We start from the raw sequence: 26,971 nt of genomic DNA on the forward strand, positions 1-26,971 counted from the left end.
CTTCTCGCCGATCCCGGCTCACGTGAGGACCCCAGATGGCGCTGTTCGGTTCACTGTTCCGCAAGAAGTCCGACCCGTCCTCGTGGGACGAGCTGTGGACGGTGCTGGCTCCGTACGGCGGGCGCGTGACGCCGTCGAGCACCCAGACCTGGCTCCAGGCCGCGGCGAACATGGACCCCAAGATGCTCGCGAAGGCCAAGGGCCAGCTCGAGCGGGCCTACGACCTCCTCGACACCGAGGCCGTGGCCCGCTTCGCGGGTGAGGCCCCGTTCACGGGTTCGGACCGCCCGTTCGCGCGCCGTCGTTTCCTGCGGACCGTTGACGCCGTGATCGTCGCGGGGCCGGAGGCCGTCGCGCGCGTCGTCGCCGACCCGTCCTACCTGCGCTCGTACGACTCCTCGCCTGCCGTCGCGCCCTACGAGACCCCTGACCCCGAGGGGTACCTGGGCGACCGGTGGGACGTCGAGAGGTGGAAGGACCCGCTCCACCGCATGATCTGGAAGGACGTGCTCGTGAGCCTGAGCACGCGGCGCCAGAAGGCGTGGCCGAGCGTCGCGGACGACTCCGCCGCCCAGATGTTCCACCTCGACCCCGAGTACGGGTGGGTCGACGTCGACGCGTCGTCGATCGCCGCGGAGCAGGGAGCGCCGGTCGAGGCCGTCGACGGGTGGACCGGAGCAGGTATCGAGGCGAGCAAGCGGCTCTACGCGGCCCTCGGGAGCGTCGTCGAACGACCTGACGTGCTGGGGCTCGTCGCGGTCGTCGTGCTGTCGCAGGCGGAGTGGGACGGTGAGGCCGAGGACGGGGACGAGGTGCGCGACGGTGTCCTGAACCTCGGGATCGACAGGCAGGCGACCGAGCTCGACATCGCGTTCTCCGCCGAGGAGTGCGCGATCGAGGACCAGGAGGAGCGCGTCGAGTTGCTGGTCGGCCGTGCGGCGCACGCGCTCCTGGTGTTCGACCTGCCGTTCACCGGGGCCCAGGCTGCGACGCTCGGTGAGCTGGCGCGTTCCCGGGAGGGCCTGGGGCGCTGAGGCCCAGGGGCCGGACGCGGTCGGCGGTGCGACGGTCGGCGAGCGGCGGCCGGGAGTGCCGCACGGAGGTGTTCTGCTGGACGGGACCTGGTCCTGCTCAGCGAACGCAGGTTCGGCCCAGCCGAACCTGCTCGGCAGACACCCCGCCCAGCCCGGAGGGTTCGTCGCCCAGGAACGAGCGCCCCGACGACCGGCTCAGTCCTCCCGGAACCTCGATCCCCGCTCGGCGAGCTCCTCGCCCAGGATCCGGATCGCCTTGGGCCCGACCCCGTGGATCGCGAGCAGCTCCTTGGCCGTGGCCCGCGTGAGGTCGTCGTAGCGGGTGTACCCGTGGTGGGCGAGCTCGCGCGTGGCGACCTTCCCGATGCGTGGCGTGAGGTCGCTGGGCGGGACGGCAGCACGGTCCTCGGTCATGGGCTCGGTCCTCTCTGGGCCCGTCCGCGGGCGGGGCGGGTCTCCAGGATCACCGGGGGACGGTCTCGACCGCCACCTCGACCGCCTCCTCCGGGAGCGTCGACGAAGTGACCGCCGGCAGGGCCGGCCGCGGCCATGGCGCCCACACGGGCACGTACCGCCAGAGCACCGCACCTCCGGCGGCCGACGCCGCTCCGACGACGAGCGCCGCCGCCCCGAGCGGGGCCACGAGCGCCGTGCCCGCGACGACCAGGGGACCCGCGAAGGCCCCGGCGTCGTGCATGAGTCGCCACGCCCCGAAGAACTCGGCGCGCTGCGCGGGCGGCGCGACGTCCGCTCCGAGCGTCATGATGACGCCGTTGCTCAACCCGTTCCCGAGCCCCAGCACCAGGGCCACGACGGTCAGCGACGCGACGCCACCCGCCCAGGGGAGCGCGACGTACCCGGTGGCGAGGACCAGCAGCGACGGGACCGCGAGGGCACGCCGCCCGAACCGGTCCATGAGGTACCCCGCGGGGATCGAGACGATCACGTCGAGCGCCGCGCTGGCCCCGAAGACGAGGCTCGTGGTGGCGGCGTCGACGCCCAGGACGTCGGCCCACAGGGGCAGCACCACGGTGCGGGCCGTGCGCGAGAGTCCCATGAGCGCGGCCCCGAGCCCCAGCGTGCGCAGCAGCCGGCGGTGCTCGACGACCACGCGCCACAGCCCCGCCTCCCGGGCGACCGCGTCGCCGGGCGAGCCGGGCGCCCGGGGGGAGCGTCCGACGTCGGGCACGCGACCCATGAGGACCGCCGTCGCGCACACGGCCACGAGCTGGACCGCGAAGCCGCCCCTCGTCCCGACGGCGAGGATCGCCGCCGCCCCGAGGATCGGGCCCGCGAAGAACCCGACGCGCATCATGGCCGCCACGGTCGACATGACGCGTGCCCGCCGCGCGAACGGGACGGCCTCGGCCAGGTACGTCTGGCGCGCGAGGCCCCACACGGCCTGGGACAGGCCCGCGAGGAACACGCCGACCGCGAGCGAGACCACCGACCAGGACACCAGGCACAGCGCCACGCCGCCCACGGCCAGGACGCCCGCCCCGACGATCGAGCGCCGCTCCCCGAACCGGGACACGAGGCGCCCCGCCGGCAGGTCGCCGATCAGCTGGCCGAGCCCGGCGAGCGCCACGACGAGCCCTGCGACGCCGAGCGACGCGCCGTGCTCGCGCGCCGCGAGCGCGACGACCGGTGCCGCCGCGCCCTGGGCCACGCCCCAGACCCCGGCGGGGACGTGGACGGTCCAGGCCAACCTGACCGGCGGCGCGCCCGTGCCCGTGCTCACGCCAGGACCGGCTCCGCGGTCCGGGCCTCCTCCTGCCCGACGACGTCGCTCGCCTCGTGCGCGCCCCTCGCGCCGTGCGAGGCGTCGGCAAGCTCTGCGGCGGGTGTCGCGTACCGGCTCGCGGGGCGCTCGAGCCCGAAGTGGTCACGCAGCGTCGTGCCCTCGTACTCCGTACGGAACAGGCGGCGCTCGCGAAGGATCGGCACGACGTGGTCGGCGAAGTCGTCCAGGCCGCCCGGCAGGTACGGCGGCATGACGTTGAAGCCGTCGGCGGCGCCCTGCGTGAACCACTCCTCGATCGTGTCGGCGACTTGCTCGGGCGTGCCCGCGACGACCCGGTGGCCGCGCGCCCCGGCGAGGCGGTGGAGCAGCCCGCGGACCGTGGGCTGCTCGCGCTCGACGATGCCCGCCACGACCTGGAGGCGGCTGCGGGAGTTGTCGGTCACGTCGCCCGCGCCCGCGAAGAGCTCGGCCGGGACGGGGCCGTCGAGCTGGGCGTGATCGAGGCGGACCCCGGTGAGCTTCTCGAGCTGGCGCAGGCCGTACTCGGGGACCGTGAGCTCGTTGAACTCGCGCTCGAGCGCGCGCGCCTCGTCCTCGGTCGAGCCGATGAACGGGCTGATGCCCGGGAGGATCTTGACTGCGTCGCGCGAGCGGCCCAGGGCCTCGGCCCCCGCCTTGATGTCGGCGTAGAAGGCCTGGGCGTCGGCCAGGCGCTGGTGGGCCGTGAAGATCGCCTCGGCGTAGCGGCTCGCGAACGCGCGCCCCTCGTTCGACGCGCCCGCCTGGACCAGGACCGGGTGCCCCTGGGGAGAGCGTGCCGCGTTGAACGCGCCCTCGACCCGCAGGTGCTTGCCGCGGAAGGCCACGTCGTGGATCTTCGCCGGGTCGGCGTATCGGCCCGATTCCCGGTCGATCAGGACCGCGTCGTCCTCCCAGCTGTCCCAGAGGCGGGTGACGACCTCGACGAACTCGGCCGCGCGGGCGTACCGCTCGACGTGGTCCGGGTGGGAGTCGAGGCCGAAGTTGCGGGCCGCGTCCTCGGAGGCCGTCGTCACGATGTTCCAGCCCGCCCGCCCGTTGCTCAGGTGGTCGAGCGTCGAGAAGAGACGCGCCAGGTTGTACGGGTCGTAGAACGTGGTCGAGGCCGTCGCGATGAGCCCGATCCGCTCGGTCGCGGCGGCGATCGACGCGAGCGTCAGGAGCGGCTCGAGCCGCCCGACGCTGTTGAACTCGATGCCGTCGTGCAGGACGGGCCCGTCGGCGAAGAAGACCGCGTCGAACGTCGCGGCCTCGGCCTTGCGGGCGAGCTCGGTGTAGAAGTCGGCCGTGAAGATGCGTTCGGGCTGGGTGTCCGGGTGGCGCCAGGCGGCCTCGTGGTGCCCGGCCGGGTGGATGAAGAGGTTCAGGCTGAGCTGACGGGGGTGCTGGGTCATGGTGCGTCCTCTGGTCGTGGTGGTCGTGGTCGTGGTCGTGGACTTGGGTGCGGGGTCGGGAGGTGGGTCGTGCCTACGAGGCCGGGTCGCTCAGGACGCGCGGCCCCTGTTCACGTGGTGCGCCAGCGCGAGAAGTGCCGTTCGAGGCCCACGAGCACGGCGTTGATCGAGACGCCGACGAGCGAGATCGCGATGATCCCGGCGTACATGTTCGTGATCTGGAAGTTGAACTGGGCGTACGTGATGAGGTAGCCGAGGCCCGCCTTGGCGCCGACCATCTCGGCCGCGATGAGCACGAGGATCGAGCTCGTCCCGGCCATCTGGATGCCCGTGAAGATCGTGGGGACCGCGGCCGGCAGGACGACCTTCTGGAACAGCCGGACGGGCGGCAGCCCGAGCGACCGGGCGGACTTCACCAGGAGCGGGTCGACCGTGCGGACCCCGGCGATCGTGTTGAGCAGGATGGGGAAGAAGCACGCGTAGACGACGAGCGTGATCTTCGAGGTCTCGCCGATCCCGAGGATGAGGATGAACACGGGGAGCAGCGCCAGGGCTGCGGTGTTGCGGAACAGCTCGAGGAACGGACCGAGGAACTGGGCCACTCCCGCCCACCAGCCGATCGCGATCCCGAGCGGGATCGCTAGCAGCACCGCGATCGCGAAGCCCGTGCCGGCCCGCGTCAGGCTCGTCCCGACGTGCTTGCCGAGCTCGCCGCTCACGAGCAGCTCCCCGAAGGACTCGAGCACCGCGCTGAGGGGCGGGAGGAAGACGCGGTCGACGAGCCCGACGCGCGGCGCGACCTCCCAGATCACGAGGAAGAGCACGATCGCGGCCGACGCCCGCAGGACACGGGTGCCGACGCCGCGCAGGCGGGCCGCGAGCGAGGGCGTCGGGTCCTCGTCGGCCGTGAGTGCCTGACGGCGTCCCAGCGTGGGCGGGTCCGCGAACGCGACGGTGTCCTCGGCCGGGGGGACCGGGGCCACACGGGCCGGTGTGGTCGCGGTGCTAGACATGAGCGTCCTCCTCGTGGGTTCCTGCTCCGGCGTCCTGCGCCGGGGTGGGCGAGCCGTGGAGCGCGCTCCACACCTCGTGCCGGTACCGGCCGAACAGGGCCGAGGAACGGACGTCGGCCACGGCGTCGTCGTCGGTGCGGTCCGCCGGACCGCGGTCCGTCCGGCTGCTGTCCCCGGACGGGCCGGCGTCGCCTGCTCCCGCGAGGTCCACGTCGATCACGGTCTGCAGGCGCCCCGGGCGAGGCGTCATGACCGCGACCCGTTGGCCGAGGTACACCGACTCCTCGATGCCGTGCGTGATGAAGACGATCGTCTTGCCCGTGGTACGCCAGATGCGCAGCAGCTCGTCCTGGAGCGACTCGCGCGTCTGCGCGTCGAGGGCCGCGAAGGGCTCGTCCATCAGGAGAACCTCGGGGTCGAACGCGAGGCTGCGCGCGATCGCGACGCGCTGCTTCATGCCGCCCGAGAGCTCGTGCGGGTACCTGTCCGCGAAGGCCGTGAGGCCCACGAGGTCGAGGTACTCGTCGGCGACCCGGGCTCGGGCGGCCCGCCCGACGCCCTTGGCCTCGAGCCCGAACTCGACGTTCGCGCGGGCCGAGCGCCAGGGCAGCAGCGCGTACTGCTGGAAGACCACGCCGCGGTCCAGGCCGGGACCCGTCACGGGGGAGCCGTCGAGCAGGATCCGGCCCGACGTCGGCTCGGTGAGCCCGCCCAGCAGGTCCAGGAGCGTCGACTTGCCGCAGCCCGAGGGGCCGACGACCGTCAAGAACTCGCCCGCCCGGACGTCGAGCGTGAAGTCCTCGACGGCCGTGAAACGCTTGCGGGCCCCGCGGCCGCCGGCCGCGTCGCGCACGATGAACTCCTTGCGCACGTGCTCGAGGCGGAGCTTGGGCGTCGAGCCCGGGAAGTCCGTCGTCGTCGTGGAGTCCGTCGCGCTGGGGCGGGCGGTCAGGGCCGTCGCTGCCGGCGCTGCCGTCACCGCGCCGCTCACGGTGACACCTCGACGGGCTCGCCGTCGGGGCCGGCGTCCTGCGGGTAGGTCCCGTTCGCGTAGGGGTTGTCGTCGTTGGTGTAGATGTCCTCGGGAGAGAACTGGCCCTCCTCGAGCTCACCTTCGCGGACCAACCAGTCGATCCACGTCGAGATCTCCTCATCGACGATCACACCGCCCGGGGCCGTGATGCTCGCGGACTTCCAGTAGGGGACCAGGTCGGTGGTCTCGCCGCGCCCGCGCCCCTCGATGATGGACGTGAACCGGGCACGGACCTCCTCGACCGGGGTGACCTGCGACCACCGGATGGCCCGCGCGGTGCCCTGCACGAAGTCCTCGACCACCTCGGGGTTCTGCGCGATGTACTCGTCGCGGAAGATGTACGTGCCGTAGCTGAAGTCGCCGAACAGCGAGAGCTCGCTGAACAGCGGCGTGATCCCGCCGCGTTCGAGGGCCTTGTCCTGGAAGACGCGGGACAGCGCGACGACGTCGACCTGACCCTCGCGCAGCACCTGCTCGGCGTTGACGGGCGGGACCACGATGAGCTCGACCTGGTCGATCTCGTCCGCGGTCAGCCCGCCCCGAGTGAGCCACTCGCGGATGACGAACTCGCTCTGCGCGCCCAGCGTGTTGACGCCGATCGACTTGCCGATCAGGTCCTTGGGCTCGGTCAGCGGGCTCCCTTCGAGCGTGTAGAAGCCGCCGTACGACAGCTCGTCCGAGCCGTAGTAGGAGATGACCGACGTGATGGCCGAGCCCGAGGCCTTGAGCTTGACGATCGCCCCGTTGAACGCACCGCCGAAGTCGGTCGAACCCGTCGCGGCGGCCTGGATGCTCTGCGGGCCACCCGTCGAGTCGCCGACCCACTCGAGCTCGACCTTCTCGTAGTAGCCGAGGTCCGCCGCGAGCTCGGGGAACGTCACCTGCCCGACCGACCCGTCGTAGCGCAGGACGGTCCGGCCCGACTCGCCGACGACGGCCTCCTCGGCGCTCGCGGCCGAGCAGGCCACGAGCGCGGTCGTGAGGCCGATGGTCACGGCGGCCCGCAGTGCGGTGCGAGCCAGTCGGCGGGCATGGGGTCTGAGGGTGCGGGGCATGGGAGCTCCAGGTCTTCGGGTACGGGGGCCGACCGGTCGTGGGTACGCCGGCGGCAGGGAGGGAAGGGAGGCGCTCGGTGCGTGAGACCGCCTGCGGGCGCGAGATTCCGGCGGCGTTACGGCGTGAGCGGGATGGTGAGGGTGCGAGGTGCGCGGATCAACCGGCCGTCAGCGCGAGCTGCGGCCGGGCCGGGGCAGGGCTACCGACAGAGACAGCCCGCGACGAGGCGCAGGTCGACGGCGCGGCGCACCACGAGGCGCACCGGTGTCCCGGGGTGCTCGTGGGCCCTGACGTCGAAGCGCATGGCGGTGATCCTGTCGGCCCGCGCAGGCCCGGCACAAGCCCCCATCCGGTCTCCGAGACGATGTTTCGCCCGGTTTCTCCCGGTAAACGCTGCCCGACGGCGTCGCGCGCCGCGGCAGGGTGGGTGGGGGTGGGGCGTCGGTCGGGTCTCGCGGACGGGCAGGCTACGGAGGGCCTGCGGGCCGAGTGCTGAGGACCGCTACGCTCGGCGCACCAACCCGACGAACGACGGAGCTCCGATGTCCCTTCCCTCGTCCTTGACCGACGACGACGTCAGTCGTCGGCTGGCCTCGTTCCACGGCGCACTGCGGACGGAGCTCACCGGCATCGCCGATCTCTCCAGCACCCGTGACGGAGACCTCGAGGGCTTCGACCTCCGACCACGCCGCGCCGGTGCGCTCCGGGTCATCTGGGTGCAGTCACCCGAGGACATCGATCTCAGCGTCGGCGACTCTTTCGTGTGGACGCTTCCCCGCACGGTCGAGTCGGTCGAGCGGATCGAGCGCGCGGTCCGTGCCACGGTCGACGGCAGGGTGCGGGTCGGAACCTCGTGGGCGACGACCCGCTACGAGGTGGACCTGGGCGACAGCGAGGTCCTCGCGAACGAGTCGGAGCGGTGGTGGGCCAGCCTGGTCGCGGTGCCGTGGCGGCCTCGGTGGAGATGGTCCGACGCTGTGCCGTACCGCAAGGGCGAGTGACTCCTCGTCATGCCGATGCTGAGACGGGAGCACGACCCGGCCCTCGACGTCTTCGACAAGGGCTGCCTGGTCCTGCGGCGTGACGGCGAGGTCACCGGTCACGTGGGCACGACCCTCGGAACGTTCTGGTCCCCGTTCCGTCCTCTGACCAGGCAGCAGTGGGTCTGGTTCAGGGTCGTGTGGGCCGACGGGGTCGTGGAGGACGCGTTCGAGGACTATCCGCCGTGGACGGTGGTCACGGAGGTCCTGAACGGCACGTTCACCTGGGACGAGCAGGGGGCGCACAGCGGGGAGCACACCGCCGAGTGGCTGCCCGACGGAGAGAGCCGCTGGCCGGAGCTGGGCATCACGCTGAGCGACTTCTGAGGAGGCGCAGGGACTTCGCGCCCGCGGCCGTGCGCTGCGAGCTCAGGTCAGCGACCGGACCGCCTCGATCGTGTCCGCCTCGGCCGCGGTCTTGTCGTCGCGGTAGCGCAGCACGCGCGCGAACCGCAGCGCGAGCCCGCCCGGGTAGCGCGTGGAGCGCTGCAGCCCGTCGAACGCGATCTCGACGACCTGCTCGGGCCGCAGGGTCACGGTCCAGCCGTCGTCGGCGACCTCGAGCTCGCGGAAGCGCTCGGTCTGCCAGCGCAGCATCTCGTCGGTCATGCCCTTGAACGTCTTGCCGAGCATCACGAAACCGCCCGTCTCGGGATCGCGCGCGCCCAGGTGAATGTTGGACAGCAGGCCCGTCCGGCGCCCCGACCCGCGTTCGACCGCGAGCACCACGAGGTCGAGCGTGTGCCGCGGCTTGACCTTGACCCATCCCGCGCCGCGTCGCCCGGCCGCGTAGGGAGCGTCGAGCGACTTCACGACGACGCCCTCGTCGCCCTCGCGCACCGTCTCGAGGAAGTACTGGGTCGCCGCGCCGGGGGAGGAGGTCGTGAGGCGCCGGACCCTGAAGGAATCTGCGACGCGGTCCAGCACGACGAGCCGCTCACGCAGCGGGGCGTCGATCAGGTCGCGACCGTCCGCGTGGAGCACGTCGAAGAAGTACGGGCGCAGCGCGAGCGCCCCGGCGAGCGTGGCATCCTCGGCCTCGGCGTCCGGAGCACCGGGGGCGTCGCGCGTGGCCGAGCGGGCGGCCGTCTCCTGGAAGGGCCTGGCCACCCCGTCCGGCCCGACGACGAGGGCCTCGCCGTCCAGCACGAACCGCTCCGAGGCCAGGGAGCGGGCGTCCGCGACGATCTCGGGGACGCGCGAGGTGATGTCGTCGAGCGAGCGCGTGAACACTCGCACCCGGTCGCCGTCGCGGTGGACCTGGATGCGGATGCCGTCGAGCTTGACGTCGACCGACACCTGGTGAGCCCTGTCGTCGGTCTCGGCCGAGACACCGAGCTTGTCGAACGCCGCCGCGACGTCGGGGGCCGACTGCGCGAGCATCGGTCGCACGGGGCGCCCCACCTCGAGGCCGAACCCGGCCAGGGCGGCGAGCGCCGCCGTCGGGCCGTCTGCCTCGAGCGCCGCCCGCGCGACCGGGCCCGACGCTCCGCACAGCATGGCCGCGCGGCGCACCGCGTCGACCGGGACGCCCGCTGCCTCGGCGACCGCGTCGACGACCAGCGCGTCGAGCGCGCCCTGCCGCAGGTCGCCCGCGACCAGCCCGCGCAGGAACGACTGCTCGCGCTCGGTGGCCGCAGCGAACAACGCCGTGGCCGCCGCGGACCTGGCCGTGTCCGAGCCGGGCCCCGCGAGGCCGGCCATGTGCTCGAAGGTCGCGTCGACGGCCTCAACGCTCAGCGTCGGTGTCGTGGCGGGCGGGGGGAGCGAGCGCAGCGAGGCCCAGCCGAGCCCCGTGCGGCGTTGCCGCAGCTCGCCCGCGAGGTAGGACACGACGATCTCGACGTCGGTCCCTGTGCCGGTTGCCGCAGCGTCCTGGGCGGCCCGGCGCAGCAGGTCGGCGATCGCCGCGCGCTTGGCGAGGCGCGAGCGGGTGCCGGCGACGGCGTCGGACGTGGCGGCGACCTCGGCGAGCAGCATGTCTCATCCTCCCGCCGCTCCCGCGCCCTCGCGCGGGCTGTCGGCACCCCGCGCCGGGCGACGCCGCGACCACGTGGCTACGCTGGCGGACGACCGTCGACGAAGGAGTGGGACGTGGAGATCTCGGGCAAGGTCGCGCTGGTGACCGGAGGGGCCTCGGGCCTGGGGCGGGCGACCGTCGAGGAGCTGGTCGGCGCCGGGGCGCGGGTCGTGGTCGCGGACCTGCCGGGCTCGCCCGGCCAGGCGCTCGCGGACTCCCTGGGCGATGCGGTGCGGTTCGTGCCGACCGACGTCACGAGCGAGGACGACGTGTCCCGGGCCCTCGACGCTGCCGCGGACCTGGGCGGGCTGCACGTCGCGGTGAGCTGCGCGGGGATCGTGCTCGCGCGGCGCGTGCTCGGCAGGAACGGGGTGCACGACCTGGCGTCGTTCGCGAAGGTCGTGACCGTGAACCTCGTCGGGACGTTCAACGTCGCGCGGCTCGCGGCCGAGCGCATGGTCGCGCTGGACGGCCCGGCCAGCGCGGACGGCACGGACGGCGCAGCGGCCGACGGCGGGCGCGGCGAGGCCCCCGAGGAGCGCGGGGTGATCGTGAACACCGCGTCGGTCGCGGCGTTCGACGGTCAGGTGGGCCAGGCCGCGTACGCGGCCTCGAAGGGCGGGGTCGCGGCCATGACGCTGCCGCTCGCGCGCGACCTCGCGGACCTGCGCATCCGTGTCATGACGATCGCGCCGGGCATCTTCAGCACGCCCATGATGGCGTCGTTGCCCGCGGAGGCCCAGGAGTCGCTCGCGGCGCAGGTGCCGCACCCGCGGCGGCTCGGGCGCCCGGAGGAGTTCGCGCGCCTGGTCCGCACGATCGTCGAGAACCCCATGCTCAACGGCGAGGTGATCCGCCTCGACGGCGGCATCCGGATGGCGCCGCGCTGACCCGCCAGGGTGCCGGCCCGCGAGGTAGAACCTGCTGCGCGAGGTAGAACCCGCCGCGTCCTACCTCGCGCAGACGGTTCTACCTCGGCACCGGGAATCGTCCGGTCGAGCGCACGCCCGACGACGGCGCGCCCTCCGATGTCCGTTTCAGCCAGGTTCACGTCTCAATCTCTACTGAATCGGTCCAGAATGCGGACTGTTCGCCGAAGTCGTTGACACTCCCCGGACCCCGGCATACATTCCGGGCCATCGGCAGACACCACCGTCCGCCGCACCGAAGCACCGAAGCACCGCCGACCCGAGGAGGACCCGTGGACATCAGCAGCACGCTCGTCCTCCCGTCCGCAGGGTCGGCGCGGGGAGCCGTGGCTCCCGCCCGTCGAATGTGTTGTTCCCCCGGGCGCCCCGTCGTCCCGGGCCGCGTCTGTTGTTGAGCCTGCGCTCCTCCTGACGCCTCCCGAGCCGAGCCGGCTCGCCCCTGAACCGCCCTGCCCCTGACACGGGTCGCCGCGGCCTGCCGGTCCTCCGGCCCGCCTCGGCCTCCCGTCTCCGGCCCGGCGGTCCACCTGCTGCACCCCCACCTGCACCCGCAGTGCTCGCGACACGCCGCGGCCTTCCGCCGACCCCGGCGACCGCGGCCCCGCGACCCCCGCACCCGACCTCCCGGAGTGGAACGACCCATGCCTGACTCGAACCTGACCCCGCTGTTCGCCCCCGCCTCCTCGTCCGCCGAGCAGCCGGACGACCGGCCCTCCGGCCGAACGGTCGACGCGCTCGACGCGCTCGACGACCAGCTCGACGAGGCGCCGCGCCGCTCGGCCCACCTCGGGGTCGACCTGTCCGACGCCGGAGCACGAGCGGGCGCCTGGCGCGCCGTGGGGTCCGAGTCGCCCCGCCTGTTCGACGGCCAGCGCCTCCAGGAGCTCGTCGCCACGGCCCAGCGCGGCGTGCTCGACTTCGCGCTGTTCGACGACACCTTCTCGCTCCAGCCGACGCGCAACACCACGCTGCGCGGGCGGCTCGACGCGGCCCTCGTGGCCTCGCGCATCGCGCCCCGCTCGGCGGGGATCGGGCTCGTCGCGACGGTCGACACGACACACACCGAGCCGTTCCACGTCTCCAAGGCGATCGCGACGATCGACCACGTGAGCGCAGGCCGTGCGGCGTGGCAGGTGGGCTGGTCGACGACCGAGGCCGGTGCCGCGCTGTTCGGGCGCAAGGGCGCCCAGGCCACCGCCGACGCGGTCGCCGAGGCCGAGGAGGCCATCGAGGTCGTGAGCCGGCTCTGGGACAGCTGGGAGGACGACGCCGAGATCCGCGACGTCGCATCGGGTCGTTTCGTCGACCGCGACAAGCTCCACTACGTCGACTACGACGGCGTCCGGTTCGCCGTGAAGGGTCCGTCGATCACGCCGCGCTCGCCCCAGGCCCAGCCCCCGGTCGTCGTCCGCGGCGACTCCGCGGAGGCGCTGGCCCTCGCAGGCCGCCGCGCCGACGTCGTGCGGGTGCGTGCCACCACGCTCGACGGGGCACGGGCGCTGCGCGACCAGGTGCGTGCCACGGCCGCCGAGGCGGGCCGCAACCCCGACGACCTGCGTGTGCTCGTCGACGTCTACGCCGTGATCGGCCAGGACCGTGCGAGCGCCCAGGCGCGCCTCGACCTCCTCGAAGGGCTCGAGGGCATCACGTGGGACACCGGGTCGCTCACGCACGTGGGCACGGCCCGCGACCTCGCCGAGGTCGTCGAGGAGTGGTTCGACGCGGGTGCGGCCGACGGCTTCACGATCCGGCCCTCGTCGCTGCGCACCGACCTCGACGCCCTGGTCGACGACGTCGTCCCGCTGCTCCAGGAGGCCGGCGTCTTCCGCTCGGCCTACCCGGGATCGACCCTGCGGGACACCCTGGGGCTCGCCCGCCCCGCCAACCGCTACGCCGCCGCGATCGCCTGAGGACCCGCCACCATGACGAACCCCACCCCCGCCTCGACGGCCCGTTCGCGCGACGGTCGTCCCCGCAAGCAGATCCACCTGGGCGCCCACTTCCCGGGCGTCAACAACACGACCGTGTGGAGCGACCCCGCCTCGCGCAGCCAGATCGACTTCAGCTCGTTCGAATACCTCGCCCGCCGGGCCGAGGAGGCCAAGCTCGACTTCTTCTTCCTCGCCGAGGGCCTGCGCCTGCGCGAGCACAAGGGTCAGATCCACGACCTCGACGTCGTGGGCCGTCCCGACACGCTCCCCGTGCTCGCGGCCCTCGCCGCGGTCACCGACCGCCTGGGCCTCGCGGGCACGGTCAACACGACCTTCAACGAGCCCTACGAGCTGGCGCGCCAGTTCGCGAGCCTCGACATCCTGTCCGGCGGTCGCGCGGCCTGGAACCTCGTCACGAGCCCCGACGCCTTCACGGGTGCGAACTTCCGCCGCGGCGGGTTCCTGCCCTACGAGGAGCGGTACGAGCGCGCGGGCGAGCTCGTGGCCCTGGCCCGGCACCTCTGGGACTCGTGGGACGACGACGCGGTGGACACCGAGGACGGCCTCGTGCGGCCCGGTGGGGTGCGCCCGTTCGCGCACCACGGCAAGCACTTCGAGGTGTCCGGCCGGTTCGAGACCCCGCGCGGCCCCCAGGGGCACCCGGTCCTTTTCCAGGCGGGCGACTCGGCCGACGGGCGCGACTTCGCGGCCGCGACGGCCGACGTCGTCTTCTCGGCGCACTCGGCGTTCGAGGACGGCCAGGCGTTCTACGCCGACGTGAAGTCCCGCCTCGCGGCCCACGGCCGCGACCGCGACTCGCTCAAGATCCTCCCGGCCACGGTCGTGGTCCTGGGCGACACGGCCGAGGAGGCCGCCGAGCGCGCTCGGGAGATCCGCCTCCAGCAGGTGCCGGGCCGGACCGCGATCGCGTTCCTCGAGCAGGTCTGGGGTCGTGACCTCACGGCCTACGACCCCGAGGGTCCGCTGCCCGACGTCGAGCCCGACCTCGAGCACCTCAGCATCACGCGCGGCCGGGTCCGGCACGTCAAGGATCCAGGTCCCGTGGTCCGCGCCTGGCGCGAGAAGGCGGTGGCCAACGGCTGGTCCATCCGCGACCTCGTGATCGAGGTGTCGGGGCGCGGCGGGTTCGTCGGCACGGCCCAGCAGGTCGCGGACGACATCGACCGGCACGTCCAGGAGGACGCGTCCGATGGCTTCATCCTCGTCCCGCACCTGACGCCCGCAGGGCTCGACGACGTGTTCGACCAGGTCGTGCCGCTGCTCCAGGAGCGCGGCTCGTTCCGCACCGAGTACACGGGCACGACGCTCCGCGAGCACCTCGGGCTCGAACGCCCCGAGGCCGGGACCGTTCCTGCCCCCGCGGGCGACACGGTCGCGGCCGGGGCGAGCAGCTCGGCCCGCCCGAGCTGACCCCGCAGCACCCGACCGTCCGACCACCAGCCCTGAAGGAGCATCATGACGACGAGCACCACCACCCCGACCGACGTCGCCACGCGCGGCCGCCACGTCGCGGCGCCCGCCCCGACGGGCACGTCGACCGGCACCCCGGACGGCGCAGCCGCATGGGCCGCGTGGCACGCCGAGCGCGAGCGGTCGCTGCGCGAGCCGCACGGCTGGCTCACGCTCACCGCGCTGCACTGGGTCCCGGAGTCCCCGACGACGTTCGCGGGCCTGCCCGGCCAGTGGTGGGCGGACGGCCAGGGCGTGCACCTGCGAGCGGCCGCGGCCGACGCGATCGTCCCGGCCGGGAGCCAGGACGCGCTGCGCGGGACGCACGTCCAGGACGTCGCGGAGGGGGCCTCGCGCATCGTCGCGACCTTCGTGCCCGACGGCGCCGACCCGGCCTCGGCGGTCGCCGTCGAGCTCGTGCAGCGCACCGGGCGCTACGGGCTGCGCGTGCGCGACCCGAGAGCGCGCGCCCGGGTCGCGTTCGAGGGGGTCCCGACCTTCGCCTACGACCCGGCCTGGGTCCTCGACGCGCCGGTGCGCTGGTACGACGAGCCCGTCGCCGAGGTCGTGGGCGGGGCCCAGCCGGGGCTGGAGCACCACGTCCAGGTCGTGGGCGAGGTCGACGTGGTCCGCGACGGTGTCACGACGACGCTCCGGCTCACGGGCAAGCCCGGCGGCGGCGCGACGCTCCTGTTCACGGACCCGGCCCCCGGCGTCGCGGACTGGCGGATCCTGTTCGTCGACCGTGACGCCACGGCGCACGGGAGGGGCGGGGACCTCGCAGGGGAAGGAGCCGACGGCGACGGTCGGCCTGGGCAGACGCTCCGTCTCGACCTGAACCGCACGCTCAACCTGCCCTACGCCTTCAGCGACTTCGGCACGTGCCCCCAGCCCGTCGCGGGCAACGTCCTGCCGTTCTCGGTCGAGGCGGGGGAGAAGGTCCCCCGATGAGCGCGCCCACCACGACACGGGCCACCACGACACGGGCCGCCACGACCGGGCCGGTCGTCGCGCCGTCGGTCCTCCCGTCCGTCGAGGTCCGGTCGGTGACCCTGCACGACCCGCTCGTGCGCCCGCTCCTCGACGAGCTCGCCCACGAGTACGCCACGCGCTACCGCAGCATCCTCGACGCGGACGAGCTGCGGGCCGAGATGGAGCACTACCCGGCAGCCGACTTCGCGGCGCCCGACGGCGAGCTCGTCCTGCTCCTCGCGGACGGCGAGCCGGTCGCGGGAGGGGCGTTCCGGCGTCGGGCAGAGCCTGAGCTCGGCGACCCCGCGCGCCGGACCCGGCCCGAGGCCGGCCCGCACGCCCGCACCGACGCGCACAGCGGTGCGGTCCACAGCGGTGCCGTCCACAGCGACGACGGCACCCCGCTCGTCGCGACCGCCGAGCTCAAGCGCATCTGGACGCACTCGGCCCACCGGCGGCGCGGGCTCGCCCGCCAGGTCCTCGTCGAGCTCGAGGACCGCGCTGCCCAGCGCGGCTACGTGCGGATCTACCTGACGACCGGTCCCCGCCAGCCCGAGGCCGCAGGCCTCTACCTGCGTGCGGGCTACACCCCCTTGTTCGACGTGAGCCGGGACCCCGAGGAGATCGGACCCCTGGCGTTCGAGAAGTGGCTCTGTCCGCGCGTGTCAGACCCTGCGTGACCACCAGGTCCCGCTCGCTCTGACACGGCACGACCCGCCGACCCGGCCCCCTGCCGCGGCCCGCGCCCGACCCCTTCTCACCTGCCCGAGGTCCCCATGAGCACCCTGTCCCTGCCACAGGACGAGTCACGCCAGCTCGTCCCACCCCCCGGAGCGCTGCCCGACCCGCCGGGCGCGACCACGCTCGCGCCCGCCACCCCGACGACGGCCAGCACGACCAGCACGACCAGAACGACCGACGCGTCGACCACGCGCTGGGAGGACCTCAAGGTCGTCCCCGCGAGGCACCCGGGCCGGTGGATCGCCACCGCGGGCGTCGCGGTCCTCCTCGCGATGGTCGTGAGCTCGCTCGTGACCAACCCCAAGTGGGAGTGGTCGATCGTCGCGCAGTACCTGACGTGGCCCTCGGTCCTCAACGGCCTGTGGGGCACCATCCGGCTCACCGCGGTCGCCGCCGTGGTCGGGTTCGGCCTCGGCACGGTCCTCGCGCTCATGCGCCTGTCGAGGTCGCCCCTGCTCCAGGCCGTGTCGTCGGCGTACACGTGGGTGTTCCGCTCGGTGCCGCTGATCCTGCAGCTCCTGCTCTGGTACAACCTGGCCTATCTCTACCCGACGCTCTCGCTGGGCATCCCGTTCGGCCCCGGCTTCCTCGAGTTCGGGACCCTCGACGTGATCGACAAGTTCGGTGCCGCGATCCTGGGCCTGGGGCTCTCGCAGGCCGCCTACTCCTCGGAGATCGTCCGGGCCGGGATCCTCTCGGTCGACCAGGGCCAGCACGAGGCCGCGGCCTCGCTGGGGATCCCGCGCTCGCGCCAGACGCTGCGCATCGTGCTCCCGCAGGCCATGCGGACCATCGTCCCGACGTCGGTCAACGAGATCATCGGCCTCGTCAAGGGCACCTCGGTCGTGTACGTCCTCGCGTACGGCGAGCTGTTCTACACGATCGGCGTGATCTACGGCCGCAACCAGCGCGTCGTCCCGCTGCTCATGGTCGCGGCGATCTGGTACCTCGTCATCACGACCGTGCTGACCGTCGCGCAGTACTACGTCGAGCGGCACTACGCCAAGGGCGCGGTGCGCACGCTGCCCCCGACCCCGGTCCAGCGGGTCCGGTGGACGCTCCAGGTCGCGTGGTCGCGCGTCACCGGGCGCCCCGCGCCCGCCCACCTGCCCCCTGCCTACGCCGCGCGCGCCGCGGTCGGCCGCAGCCACCTGCTGCGCACGGCAACGAGCGACCGCACCACCGGAGGTGCTGCATGACCGCCACGACCACGGCTGCGGCTACCTCGACCGCCGGATCCACGACCGCCTCTCCGGCCAAGGGCCTCGTCGAGGTCCGCGGGGTCCACAAGTCCTACGGCACGCTCGAGGTGCTCGCGGGCATCGACCTCGAGGTCCGCCCGGGCGAGGTCACCGTGATCCTCGGCCCGTCGGGCTCGGGCAAGTCGACGCTCCTGCGCGTCATCAACCACCTCGAGAAGGTGGACCGCGGCTTCATCGCGGTCGACGGCGACCTCATCGGCTACTCCCGCAAGGGCGACACCCTGCGCGAGCTCAAGGAGAAGGAGATCCTGGTCCAGCGCACCCGGATCGGGTTCGTGTTCCAGAGCTTCAACCTCTTCCCGCACCTCACGGCCCTCGAGAACGTCGTCGAGGCACCGGTCTCCGCCCAGGGCAGGGACCGGGCCGAGGTCGAGGCCGAGGGGCGCGAGCTCCTGGCCCGCGTGGGTCTCGCGGACAAGGCCGACGCCCGTCCCCGGCAGCTCTCGGGCGGGCAGCAGCAGCGCGTCGCGATCGCCCGCGCGCTCGCCATGCGTCCCCGCGTCCTGCTCTTCGACGAGCCGACCTCTGCGCTCGACCCCGAGCTCGTCGGCGAGGTGCTCGACGTCATCAAGGGCCTCGCGCACGGCGGCACGACCCTGGTCGTCGTCACGCACGAGATCGGCTTCGCCCGTGAGGTCGCGGACACGGTCGTCTTCATGGACGCCGGCCGCATCGTCGAGCAGGGCCCGCCCGCGCAGGTCCTCGACGCCCCCCGCCACGACCGGACCAAGGCCTTCCTCGACAAGGTCCTGTGATGCCCGGAGCCCGGCACGCAGATCGCCCGGGCCGCGTCACCCCACCGCACGTCCACCCACACCGAAAGAGAACATGATGTCCCTCCGTACCTCCGGCGCGCCCCGCGCCGCCCGCCGCCCCTCCCGCCGGACGGTCGCCGCCGTCGCGACCCTCCCGCTCCTCGCGCTGCTCGCGGCGTGCGCCACGAGCGCCGACGCCGAGCCCGGCACGGCCGACAACGAGAAGGCCGCGGAGGCCGCCGGCCTCGTCATCGACACCTCGCCCGACCAGGAGTGGATCCACACGACCGAGTCGCCCGAGGCCATCGCCCTCCTGCCCGAGGACGTCAAGGCCGCGGGGGTCCTCAAGGTCTCGACGACCGCGGGCGGACTGCCTCCGCTCGGCTTCCTCGCGGACGACGACAAGACGCCCATCGGCAACGAGCCCAACATCGCGGTCCTCGTCGCGGACGCGCTCGGCCTCGAGCTCGAGCTCGAGGTCAAGGCGTGGGCCGACTGGCCGCTCGCGCTGCAGTCCGGGGACGTCGACGCCGTGATCTCGAACGTCACGGTGACCGAGGAGCGCAAGGAGCTCTACGACTTCTCGTCCTACCGCAACGACCAGCTCGGCTGGCTCGCGGGTGCGTCCAACGACAAGGTGCCTGCGATCAAGGAGGCCAAGGACATCGCGGGCCTCACCGTGGGCGTCGGTTCGGGGACCAACCAGGAGAAGATCCTCCTCGCCTGGAACCAGGAGAACATCGACGCGGGACTCGAGCCCATCAAGGGTGGAGAGCCCGAGTACTACGAGGACTACAAGGACGCGCTGCTCGCTGTCGCGTCGGGCAGGCTCGACCTCTACGTCGGCCCCAACGCGAGCCTCGCCTAAGCGCCGCGACCGCGCCCGACCAGTACAAGGTGGTCGGCACGCTCAACGGCGGCTGGCCCGCGACCGCGCAGATCGCCGTCGCGACGCTCAAGGGCAGCGAGCTCGCCCCGGCCGTGACCGCGGCGATCAACCACGCGATCGAGGACGGCAGCTACACCGAGCTCCTCGAGCACTGGGGTCTCGAGGACGAGGCGATCCCCGCCTCCGAGACCAACCCTCCCGGGCTGCCCAAGCCCTGACCCGGACGGCCGACCGGCCCGCGGAATCCTCCTGGGACCCGCGGGCCGGCGGCACCGACCTACTGATCGAGAGGCAGCCAGATGACCGAGCACGTGTCGCACGTCGTCGTCGGTGGAGGCGTCATGGGCTCGGCCGCGGCGTGGCAGCTCGCGCGCGCGGGGCACGACGTCGTCCTGCTCGAACGCTTCGAGCCCGGCCACGCGCAGGGCGCCTCGCACGGGGCGTCGCGCATCTACCGGACCACCTACACCCAGCCCGCGTACCTCGATCTCGCGCAGGAGGCGTTCGGCCTGTGGCGCGAGCTCGAGCGCGACGCAGGGCTCCCCGCCGACGCGGTCCTCACCCTGACGGGCGGCGTGAGCCACGGCTTCCCGCGCCGCACCGAGATCGGTGACGCGTTCGTCGCACGGGGCGTCCCGCACGAGTGGCTGCGCCCCGAGGAGGCTGCCGAGCGCTGGCCCGGCCTGCGCTTCGAGGGCGACGTGCTCCACGAGACCGCGACGGCGGGGCGCGTCCACGCCGACCGCGCGGTCGCAGCCTTCCAGTCCGCGGCGCGCTCGCACGGCGCCGACGTCCGCCACGGCGTGCACGTGCGTCACGTCCACCCGGGTGCGGGCTCGGTCCGGGTCGTCACGGACCGGTACGACCTGGTCGCGGACACGGTCGTGGTCGCGGTGGGGGCGTGGAGCGCGGGCCTGCTGGGGGCGGCGTTCTCCGAGCCCGACGGCGTCGCGTCCGTCCCGCCGCTCGTCGTCACCCAGGAGCAGCCCGCGCACTTCGCGCTCGCCCCGGGAGCACCGGCGGAGGACGCCTGGCCGAGCTTCACGCACGCCCCTGCCGAGCCGCACCCGTGGCCCAGCGGGGTCTACGGGCTCGCGACCCCGGGAGAGGGGATCAAGGTCGGCTTCCACGGGGTCGGGCCGCGCACCGATCCCGACCGGCGGACCTACCGTCCCGAGCCCGGGCAGCTCGCACAGCTCCAGGACTACGTCAGGGCGTGGGTCCCGGGGGCCGACGCCGACCGGCTCGTGCCGATCTCCTGCACGTACACCACGACACCGGACCACGACTTCGTGCTCGACCGCGTGGGCCGTGTCGTGATCGCCGCCGGGTTCTCGGGCCACGGCTTCAAGTTCGCGCCGTCGATCGGCCGGGTCCTGGCGGAGCTGGCCCGCGAGGAACCGACCGCCCGGCCGGTCGCCGCGGACCGGCTGTTCTCCCTGGCCCGCTTCGCGCAGGTGCCTGCCGGCTGACGCTGCCGGTCGCCTCTCTGCCCCGCGCCGCGTCCCACGCTCTCACGACCGAAAGGCCCTCATGTCGACCACGACCGACCTCGCCGCCCTCCCTGAGGCCGCACCCTCGGTGACCGCGTCCTCCGAGACCGTCCCCGCGACGGCCTCGCCCCTGGCCGAGCGCTACGGCCCCGACCAGTCCGTTCCCCTCGCTCCGCTCACGGACGCGATCGACGGGATCCTGCGGCACCGCACGGTGCGCGCCTATCTCACGGACCCGCTCGACGAGGTGGTCCTGCCGACCCTGGTCGCCGCCGCACAGTCGGCCCCGACGTCGTCCAACATGCAGTTCTGGAGCGTCGTGGCGGTGACCGACCCGGCCCGCAAGGACCGGCTCGCGGCGCTCGCCGGCGGCCAGGAGCACGTCCGGCAGGCGCCGCTCCTGCTCGTGTGGGTCGCGGACCTGGCCCGCGCCCGCGCGATCGGCGACGCGCACGGCACCTCGCTCGAGGGGACCGACTACCTCGACTCGACGGTCGTGGCGTTCGTCGACGCGGCCCTCGCCGCCCAGAACGCCGTCGTGGCCGCCGAGTCGCTGGGGCTCGGGACCGTGTACATCGGTGCGCTGCGGCACCACCCCGAGCAGGTCGCGGCCGAGCTGGGCCTGCCCGAGGGCACGGTCGCGGTCGTCGGCCTGGTCGTGGGGCACCCCGACCCCGCGGGCGGCGAACGGGTCAAGCCGCGCCTTCCCCAGGCCGCGGTGCTGCACCACGAGACCTACGACCTGGCCGTCCAGGGTCCGTACGTCGACGCGTACGAGGACCTCATCGCGCCCTTCTACCGCGAGGAGGGGCTCGCCGAGAGCTGGCGTCGGCGCGTGGTCGACCGGCTCGCAGTCCCCGGGCCCCAGCGCGGGCACGCCCACCTGCACACGGCGCTCGCGGCTCGCGGCCTGCCGTCCCGCTGACCACCTTCCGCCGGGTGCGGAGCAGCGGTCGCCAGATCCGGCGATCGACGACGGCCGCTCTGCACCCAGCGCCCCCACCGACACACAGAGGACCTACCGATGACCACCTCCGACCTCCCGGCCACCCACCAGCCCCGCGTCCCGCTGTCCGTCCTCGACCTCGCGGTCGTGAGCGAGGGCTCGACCGGAGCCCAGGCGCTGCGCGACACGCTCGCCACCGCGGTCCGTGCCGACGAGCTGGGCTACCGCCGCATCTGGTTCGCCGAGCACCACCTGTCCCCGGGGGTCGCCTCGGCGTCCCCCGCGGTGCTCGCTGCCCTCGTCGCGGAGCGCACGTCGCGCATCCGCGTCGGGTCGGGAGCCGTGCTGCTGAGCACCACGAGCCCGCTCCTCGCGGCCGAGCAGTTCGGGACCATCGCGGCCCTGCACCCGGGCCGGGTCGACCTGGGGCTGGGCCGGGCGTTCACCCCGCCCCCCGCGCAGGGCGGGGCGAGCGCGGGGGGCGAGGCTCCGTCGTCGGGCACGCAAGCGAGAACGGCGGGCGAGCCCGAGCCCACCGCGGCGGGCCCCGCGCAGCCCGCCGGGACGCGCGTGGTCGACGGCCTCCTGATCCCCGCCGCGCCCGGCGTCGCCTTCACCGACACCGCGCTGCGCCAGCGGCTGCTCGCGCAGAAGGAGGTCGTCGGCGCGAGCCGGACCCCCGCCGAGTTCCGTGACGAGCTCGAGCTGGTCCTGGGCCTGCGCGCGGGGACCTTCACCAACAGCGCAGGCACCGCGTACACGAGCCCGCCCGTCGAGGGCGCGGCGTTCGACCTGTTCGTGCTCGCGTCGAGCGGCGGGGTCAGCGCCCGCGTCGCGGGAGAGCTGGGACTGCCGCTCGCGGCGAACTACCACGTGGGCCCCTCCGCGACGCTCGACACGATCGCCGCCTACCGGGCCGCGTTCCGCCCGGGGGTGCTCGACCGTCCGTACGTCGTGGTCTCGGCCGACGTCCTGGTCGCGGGCACCGACGCCGAGGCCCACCGGATCGCCGACCCGTTCACCGCCTGGGTCCTGTCGATCCGCCGCGGGGCCGACGGCGCGATCGCCTACCCCGCGCCCGGCACGACCCCCACGTGGGAGGACCTGTCCGACGCCGACCGTGCGGCCGTCCAGGACCGCGTCGACACGCGGTTCGTGGGTTCGCCCGAGACCGTCGTCGAGCGCCTCGAGACGCTCGCGCGCGTGACCGCGGCCGACGAGATCGTCGTGACGACCGTCGCGCACGACCCCGCCGACCGTGCGCGCTCGTTCGAGCTGCTCGCGCAGCACTGGGGCCTCGCGGCGGACCCGGCCGTGCCCGCCGTAGCGGCCGACCGCGAACCAGCCCTCGCGAGGTAGAGGGCACCCGTCGAGACAGCGGGCCCCGGACCTCTACCTCGACGCCTGCCCTCTACCTCGGCAGCAGCACCACCCGCACCACCCACCGCGCCACCGGCGCCACCCGACCAGGAGACGACATGACCCAGCACCAGCCCCTCCTCACCCCGGCCACCGACGCGGGCGACCGCGTCGCGGCCGGAGCCTTCCTCGTCGACGTCCGCAGCCCGGGAGGCCGTGCGAGCGCGGGCGCCATCCCGGGTGCCACGGTCACGGACCGCGAGGACCTCGACGCGATCTTCGGCTCGGTCGCGGCGCCCGCGGTCTCGCTCGACACCCCGATCGTCGTGGTCTGCGGCTCCGAGCGCGGTTCGGGCCCCGTCGCCGAGGCCCTCGCCGCTCGCGGCTACACGAACGTCTCGCACGTCGAGGGCGGCTTCCCCGCCTGGCGCGACGCGGGCCTCCCGGCCGAGCCGGGCGCGGGTGCGCAGGACGCGGCGGGCGAGCCGGCGTCGTCGGGCCCGCACGAGCCCGTCCGGCAGCGCGCATGAGCGCGCCCACCACGTCGCGCGCGGGCGTCGGGAGCCCGCCCGACGGCGTGGCCGACCCTCGCGAGTCCTCGCGCCGGGCCAGGCGCGTGCGTGAGGTGGCCGACGGCGTCGCTCGCCTCGTCGAGTCGGCTCGCCGAGAGGGCCGTGTGGGGGCGGCGACCGGCGTCCCTGCCGACCTGGACGCGTCCTCATCCTCGGAGGTCGGCCGGGCCGCGACCGACGCCGCCGGGGTGACCGTCCGGCGCGTGGTTCCCGCCGAGCACGAGGCCGTCGCCGACCTGCTCGAGGCGGCGTACGGGTTCGAGTACACGATCTCGGAGTCGTACCGCGACGTGCTGCGCGACGTCGCGGGCCGCGCGGCCGAGCACGACGTGTGGGTCGCGGTCGACGACGAGACCGGTGCTCTGCTCGGCACCGTCGCGACGCCCGTGCCCGGCCGGCACATCTCTCCCCTCGCGCTCGACGGAGAGCTGGACTTCCGGCTCCTCGGCGTCGCGCCCGCGGCCCGGGGGCGGGGGATCGGGACGACGCTCACCCGCCACGTCCTCGACGTGGCCCGCGTCCAGGGGGTGCAGCGGGTCGTCATGAACTCGGGGCCCCAGATGGTCCGTGCGCACCGGCTCTACGAGGCGCTCGGGTTCCGGCGGCTGCCCGAGCGCGAGACCCGCGTGATCGAGGGAGAGGGCGGTGGGCGGCTGCACGCGTACGGGCTGGACCTCGCGGATGTCGTGGGCCCCGCCCCGCATCCGTCCCCCGTCCCGCCGAGGTAGTACGCGCTGCGCGAGGTAGAACGCGTCGAGCACTACCTCGCGCAGCACGTTCTACCTCGGCCGACCGCCGCCAGCACGAGCACCACCACCCGCACCCGCCGAAGACCCCACCACACCTGAACCGGAGAAGACCATGCCCGTCGAGTTCCTCGGCATCGCCACCACGAGCGACGCCTCCGAGACCACCGACCGCACGACCGCGCCGTTCGACAAGCAGTACCTCGAGCGCATCGTGCGCGCGCACGAGGACAACGGCTGGACCCGTGTCCTGTTCGCCTACGGGTCGAGCGGACCCGAGCCGTCGGCGCTCGCGGCATGGACCGCGGCCCGCCTCGACTCGATCGAGCTCCTGCTGGCGCACCGCCCCAACGTCTCCTACCCGACGTTCGCGGCCAAGTCCTTCGCGACGCTCGACCAGCTCTCCGAGGGGCGGCTGTCCGTCCACTTCATCACCGGCGGCAACGACCACGAGCAGCGACGCGAGGGCGACACCCTGACCAAGGACGAGCGCTACGCCCGCACCCAGGAGTACATCCAGATCGTGAAGAAGGCCTGGTCGAGCGCCGAGCCGTTCGACCACCACGGGAGCTTCTACGACCTCGACGACTTCGTGCTCGACACCAAGCCCTTCGAGGGGCGTACGCCCACCATCTCGTTCGGCGGGTCCTCGGACGCGGCGTTCAAGGTCGGCGCGGCCGAGGCCGACATCTACGCGGTGTGGGGCGAGCCGCTCGACCGGACGGCCGAGCAGATCCTGCGCGTCCGCACCGAGGCGGCCGCGGCCGGTCGCACCACGCCGCCGCGCATCCACGCGGCGTTCCGGCCGATCATCGGGGCCACCGAGGAGCTGGCCTGGGAGAAGGCGCACGGCATCCTCGACCGGATCGAGGCCCGCAAGGCTGCGGCGGGCGGCGTGCTGAGCCGGCGTCATCCGATCGACAAGCCCGAGAACGCCGGCTCGCAGCGCCTCCTGGAGATCGCGGCCCAGGGCGACCGCTTCGACTCGGCCCTGTGGACCGCGACGGCCAAGGCCACGGGGGGAGCGGGGAACTCGAACGCGCTCGTCGGGACGCCCGAGACCGTCGCGCAGGCGCTGCTCGCGTACTACGACCTGGGGGTCCGCATCATCTCGGCGCGCGGCTACGACCTGCTCGACGACGCGACCGACTTCGGCCGCTACGTCATCCCGATCGTGCGCGAGGAGGTCGCCAAGCGCGACGCCGGGGCCGCGTCGGGGCAGGCGGCCTGAGCCTCCTTTCCCGCGAGGTAGAGGGCTCGCGTCGAGGGAGAGGGCCCGAGCCCTCTCCCTCGACGCCCGCCCTCTGTCTCGGCACCCCCCACCCCCACCCCCACCCCCACACCAAGGAGCATCCGTGCGTTTCCAGGTCCTCGACATCGTCTTCAACCCGCCCCACCCCGTCACGGGCGAGGCCGTCCCCGCGGCCGACCGCCTCGAGCGTGTCGTCGAGACCGCGGTCCTGGCCGAGGAGCTCGGCCTCGACGCGTTCGCGGTCGGCGAGCGGCACGCGGGCGACGTGCTGTCGTCGTCGCCCACCGTGATCCTCGGTGCGATCGCCGCCCGCACCTCGCGCATCCTGCTGAGCACGGGCGTCACGGTGCTGTCCCTGCTGGACCCCATCCGGGTCGCCGAGGACTACGCGACGATCGACCAGCTCAGCCGGGGCCGGTTCGAGATGGTGATCGGCAAGGGCAACGAGGCGCTCCAGTACCCGTTGCTGGGCCTCGACCTCGCCAAGCAGTACGAGTACCTCGAGGAGAACTACGAGCTGCTCCGCCTGCTCCTGAGCGGTGAGGAGGTCGACTGGGAGGGCCGTCACCGCCCCGACCTGCAGGGCGCCACGACCCTGCCGCGCCCGTACGACGGCGCGTTCCGGATCTGGCACGGCTCGGCGACGTCGCAGTTCGCGGTCGAGCTCGCCGCGCGGTGGGGCGACCCGATCGTGAGCGCCAACGCGTTCCAGCCGCGCGAGAGCTACAAGGTGCTGATCGACCACTACCGCGAGCAGTACGCGGCGGCGGGGCACGACCCGGCGTACGGGTTCGTCGGGTCCGGCTCGGGCGGGCTGTTCCTCGCGGACACCACCGAGCAGGCGATCGAGGAGTTCCGCCCCATCTACGAGGGCGCGGTCGCGCGCGCGGACCTGCGGAAGTACGACCCGGCCGCGGTCGGCAAGGTCACGAGCTTCCGGACCATCGAGGAGGCCGTCGAGCGCGGCCCGGACCTCGTGGGCTCGCCCGAACGGGTCGCCGAGAAGATCCTCGACTACCACCAGAGCTACGGGCACGACCTGCAGTCGGTCTCGATCAACCACCTCCTGGAGCCGGCCCGGCAGGACGACGTGCTGCGCCGGTTCGCGGAGGAGGTCGTGCCGCTCGTCCGGGCCGAGGTCAAGACCGACCTGTGGGGGCCGGCCGACGCGCGCCGGGCCAAGGGGTTCACGGCGTCGTAGGTCGCGGCCGACCACGTCAGGGGGCCCCGCCGGGGCGGGAGAGACGCTCGCCGACGGGCGTCCGCGCGGTCGCCTCTCCC

The 26,971-nt window shown here is 73.7% G+C and carries 26 protein-coding genes; 19 read left to right on the forward strand and 7 right to left on the reverse strand.

Features of this window, described 5'->3' with window-relative positions; translation table 11 throughout:
* The first annotated feature begins 35 nt into the window (after positions 1-35).
* On the forward strand, positions 36-1,034 hold the full coding sequence (locus ACFWGN_RS15630; RefSeq protein ID WP_377618028.1) for a hypothetical protein: 999 nt from the start codon (positions 36-38) through the stop codon (positions 1,032-1,034).
* Between the two features lie 195 nt (positions 1,035-1,229).
* Here the strand turns inward: ACFWGN_RS15630 and ACFWGN_RS15635 are convergent, their stop codons facing one another.
* The 6 genes from ACFWGN_RS15635 to ACFWGN_RS15660 form a co-directional block, all read right to left on the reverse strand.
* Complete coding sequence (locus ACFWGN_RS15635) at positions 1,230-1,448, reverse strand: hypothetical protein (RefSeq protein WP_377618030.1); 219 nt, start codon at positions 1,446-1,448, stop codon at positions 1,230-1,232.
* 49 nt (positions 1,449-1,497) lie between these two features.
* On the reverse strand, positions 1,498-2,775 hold the full coding sequence (locus ACFWGN_RS15640; protein WP_377618032.1) for an MFS transporter: 1,278 nt from the start codon (positions 2,773-2,775) through the stop codon (positions 1,498-1,500).
* A complete protein-coding gene (locus tag ACFWGN_RS15645) occupies positions 2,772-4,211 on the reverse strand; it encodes an LLM class flavin-dependent oxidoreductase (protein WP_377618034.1) in 1,440 nt (479 codons plus the stop codon). Before ACFWGN_RS15645 ends, ACFWGN_RS15640 begins: the two co-directional genes overlap by 4 nt.
* Positions 4,212-4,321: 110 nt before the next feature.
* Positions 4,322-5,224, reverse strand: coding sequence for an ABC transporter permease (locus ACFWGN_RS15650; RefSeq protein ID WP_377618036.1), 903 nt, complete (start codon positions 5,222-5,224; stop codon positions 4,322-4,324).
* Complete coding sequence (locus ACFWGN_RS15655) at positions 5,217-6,176, reverse strand: ABC transporter ATP-binding protein (protein WP_377618160.1); 960 nt, start codon at positions 6,174-6,176, stop codon at positions 5,217-5,219. Before ACFWGN_RS15655 ends, ACFWGN_RS15650 begins: the two co-directional genes overlap by 8 nt.
* A 35-nt stretch (positions 6,177-6,211) precedes the next feature.
* The gene (locus tag ACFWGN_RS15660) at positions 6,212-7,312 is read right to left on the reverse strand and encodes an ABC transporter substrate-binding protein (protein WP_377618038.1); all 1,101 of its coding nucleotides are present in this window, start codon (positions 7,310-7,312) and stop codon (positions 6,212-6,214) included.
* A 543-nt stretch (positions 7,313-7,855) separates the two neighbouring features.
* On the opposite strand from ACFWGN_RS15660, the gene ACFWGN_RS15665 reads away from it, so the two are divergent.
* Together ACFWGN_RS15665 and ACFWGN_RS15670 are read left to right on the forward strand one after the other, a co-directional pair.
* Positions 7,856-8,314, forward strand: coding sequence for a hypothetical protein (locus ACFWGN_RS15665; RefSeq protein ID WP_377618040.1), 459 nt, complete (start codon positions 7,856-7,858; stop codon positions 8,312-8,314).
* A gap of 9 nt (positions 8,315-8,323) precedes the next feature.
* A complete protein-coding gene (locus ACFWGN_RS15670; protein WP_377618042.1) occupies positions 8,324-8,680 on the forward strand; it encodes a hypothetical protein in 357 nt (118 codons plus the stop codon).
* A 42-nt stretch (positions 8,681-8,722) separates the two neighbouring features.
* Here ACFWGN_RS15670 and ACFWGN_RS15675 read toward each other — a convergent pair whose 3' ends face one another.
* The gene (locus ACFWGN_RS15675) at positions 8,723-10,333 is read right to left on the reverse strand and encodes an ATP-dependent DNA ligase (RefSeq protein WP_377618044.1); all 1,611 of its coding nucleotides are present in this window, start codon (positions 10,331-10,333) and stop codon (positions 8,723-8,725) included.
* A 114-nt stretch (positions 10,334-10,447) separates the two neighbouring features.
* Between ACFWGN_RS15675 and ACFWGN_RS15680 the strand changes: the two genes are divergently transcribed.
* The 16 genes from ACFWGN_RS15680 to ACFWGN_RS15755 all read left to right on the forward strand — a co-directional run bounded on the left by ACFWGN_RS15680 (position 10,448) and on the right by ACFWGN_RS15755 (position 26,891).
* On the forward strand, positions 10,448-11,263 hold the full coding sequence (locus ACFWGN_RS15680; RefSeq protein ID WP_377618046.1) for a 3-hydroxyacyl-CoA dehydrogenase: 816 nt from the start codon (positions 10,448-10,450) through the stop codon (positions 11,261-11,263).
* Positions 11,264-11,943: 680 nt separating this feature from the next.
* The gene (locus ACFWGN_RS15685) at positions 11,944-13,212 is read left to right on the forward strand and encodes an LLM class flavin-dependent oxidoreductase (protein WP_377618048.1); all 1,269 of its coding nucleotides are present in this window, start codon (positions 11,944-11,946) and stop codon (positions 13,210-13,212) included.
* Between the two features lie 12 nt (positions 13,213-13,224).
* Positions 13,225-14,664 (forward strand): NtaA/DmoA family FMN-dependent monooxygenase, encoded by a 1,440-nt coding sequence (locus ACFWGN_RS15690; RefSeq protein ID WP_377618050.1) that lies wholly within the window; start codon positions 13,225-13,227, stop codon positions 14,662-14,664.
* Between the two features lie 45 nt (positions 14,665-14,709).
* Positions 14,710-15,654 carry a DUF1684 domain-containing protein gene (locus ACFWGN_RS15695; RefSeq protein WP_377618051.1) on the forward strand — a complete coding sequence of 315 codons (945 nt, stop codon included), beginning with the start codon at positions 14,710-14,712 and terminating at the stop codon, positions 15,652-15,654.
* Entirely contained in the window at positions 15,651-16,355 is a 705-nt protein-coding gene (locus ACFWGN_RS15700) for a GNAT family N-acetyltransferase (protein ID WP_377618053.1), read from the forward strand. Before ACFWGN_RS15695 ends, ACFWGN_RS15700 begins: the two co-directional genes overlap by 4 nt.
* A 96-nt stretch (positions 16,356-16,451) precedes the next feature.
* Positions 16,452-17,615 (forward strand): amino acid ABC transporter permease, encoded by a 1,164-nt coding sequence (locus tag ACFWGN_RS15705; RefSeq protein WP_377618055.1) that lies wholly within the window; start codon positions 16,452-16,454, stop codon positions 17,613-17,615.
* Positions 17,612-18,433, forward strand: a complete 822-nt coding sequence (locus ACFWGN_RS15710) for an amino acid ABC transporter ATP-binding protein (protein WP_377618056.1) — start codon at positions 17,612-17,614, stop codon at positions 18,431-18,433. The genes ACFWGN_RS15705 and ACFWGN_RS15710 overlap by 4 nt, the downstream gene beginning before the upstream one ends.
* A 76-nt stretch (positions 18,434-18,509) precedes the next feature.
* Positions 18,510-19,301 (forward strand): transporter substrate-binding domain-containing protein, encoded by a 792-nt coding sequence (locus ACFWGN_RS15715; RefSeq protein ID WP_377618058.1) that lies wholly within the window; start codon positions 18,510-18,512, stop codon positions 19,299-19,301.
* 29 nt (positions 19,302-19,330) lie between these two features.
* Positions 19,331-19,540: a hypothetical protein gene (locus tag ACFWGN_RS15720; RefSeq protein WP_377618060.1), complete on the forward strand. Its 210-nt coding sequence runs from the start codon at positions 19,331-19,333 to the stop codon at positions 19,538-19,540.
* A gap of 81 nt (positions 19,541-19,621) precedes the next feature.
* Positions 19,622-20,794, forward strand: a complete 1,173-nt coding sequence (locus ACFWGN_RS15725) for an FAD-dependent oxidoreductase (RefSeq protein WP_377618063.1) — start codon at positions 19,622-19,624, stop codon at positions 20,792-20,794.
* Positions 20,795-20,855: 61 nt separating this feature from the next.
* A complete protein-coding gene (locus ACFWGN_RS15730) occupies positions 20,856-21,740 on the forward strand; it encodes an NADPH-dependent oxidoreductase (protein WP_377618064.1) in 885 nt (294 codons plus the stop codon).
* Between the two features lie 99 nt (positions 21,741-21,839).
* Complete coding sequence (locus ACFWGN_RS15735; RefSeq protein ID WP_377618066.1) at positions 21,840-23,120, forward strand: LLM class flavin-dependent oxidoreductase; 1,281 nt, start codon at positions 21,840-21,842, stop codon at positions 23,118-23,120.
* Positions 23,121-23,239: 119 nt separating this feature from the next.
* A complete protein-coding gene (locus tag ACFWGN_RS15740) occupies positions 23,240-23,650 on the forward strand; it encodes a rhodanese-like domain-containing protein (RefSeq protein WP_377618067.1) in 411 nt (136 codons plus the stop codon).
* Entirely contained in the window at positions 23,647-24,420 is a 774-nt protein-coding gene (locus ACFWGN_RS15745; RefSeq protein ID WP_377618068.1) for a GNAT family N-acetyltransferase, read from the forward strand. The genes ACFWGN_RS15740 and ACFWGN_RS15745 overlap by 4 nt, the downstream gene beginning before the upstream one ends.
* A 133-nt stretch (positions 24,421-24,553) precedes the next feature.
* Complete coding sequence (locus ACFWGN_RS15750) at positions 24,554-25,669, forward strand: LLM class flavin-dependent oxidoreductase (protein ID WP_191805651.1); 1,116 nt, start codon at positions 24,554-24,556, stop codon at positions 25,667-25,669.
* 124 nt (positions 25,670-25,793) lie between these two features.
* On the forward strand, positions 25,794-26,891 hold the full coding sequence (locus ACFWGN_RS15755; protein WP_377618070.1) for an LLM class flavin-dependent oxidoreductase: 1,098 nt from the start codon (positions 25,794-25,796) through the stop codon (positions 26,889-26,891).
* Positions 26,892-26,971: the final 80 nt, after the last annotated feature.

The sequence above is a fragment of the Oerskovia sp. NPDC060338 genome (assembly GCF_042726295.1).
Lineage (GTDB): Bacteria > Actinomycetota > Actinomycetes > Actinomycetales > Cellulomonadaceae > Oerskovia > Oerskovia merdavium.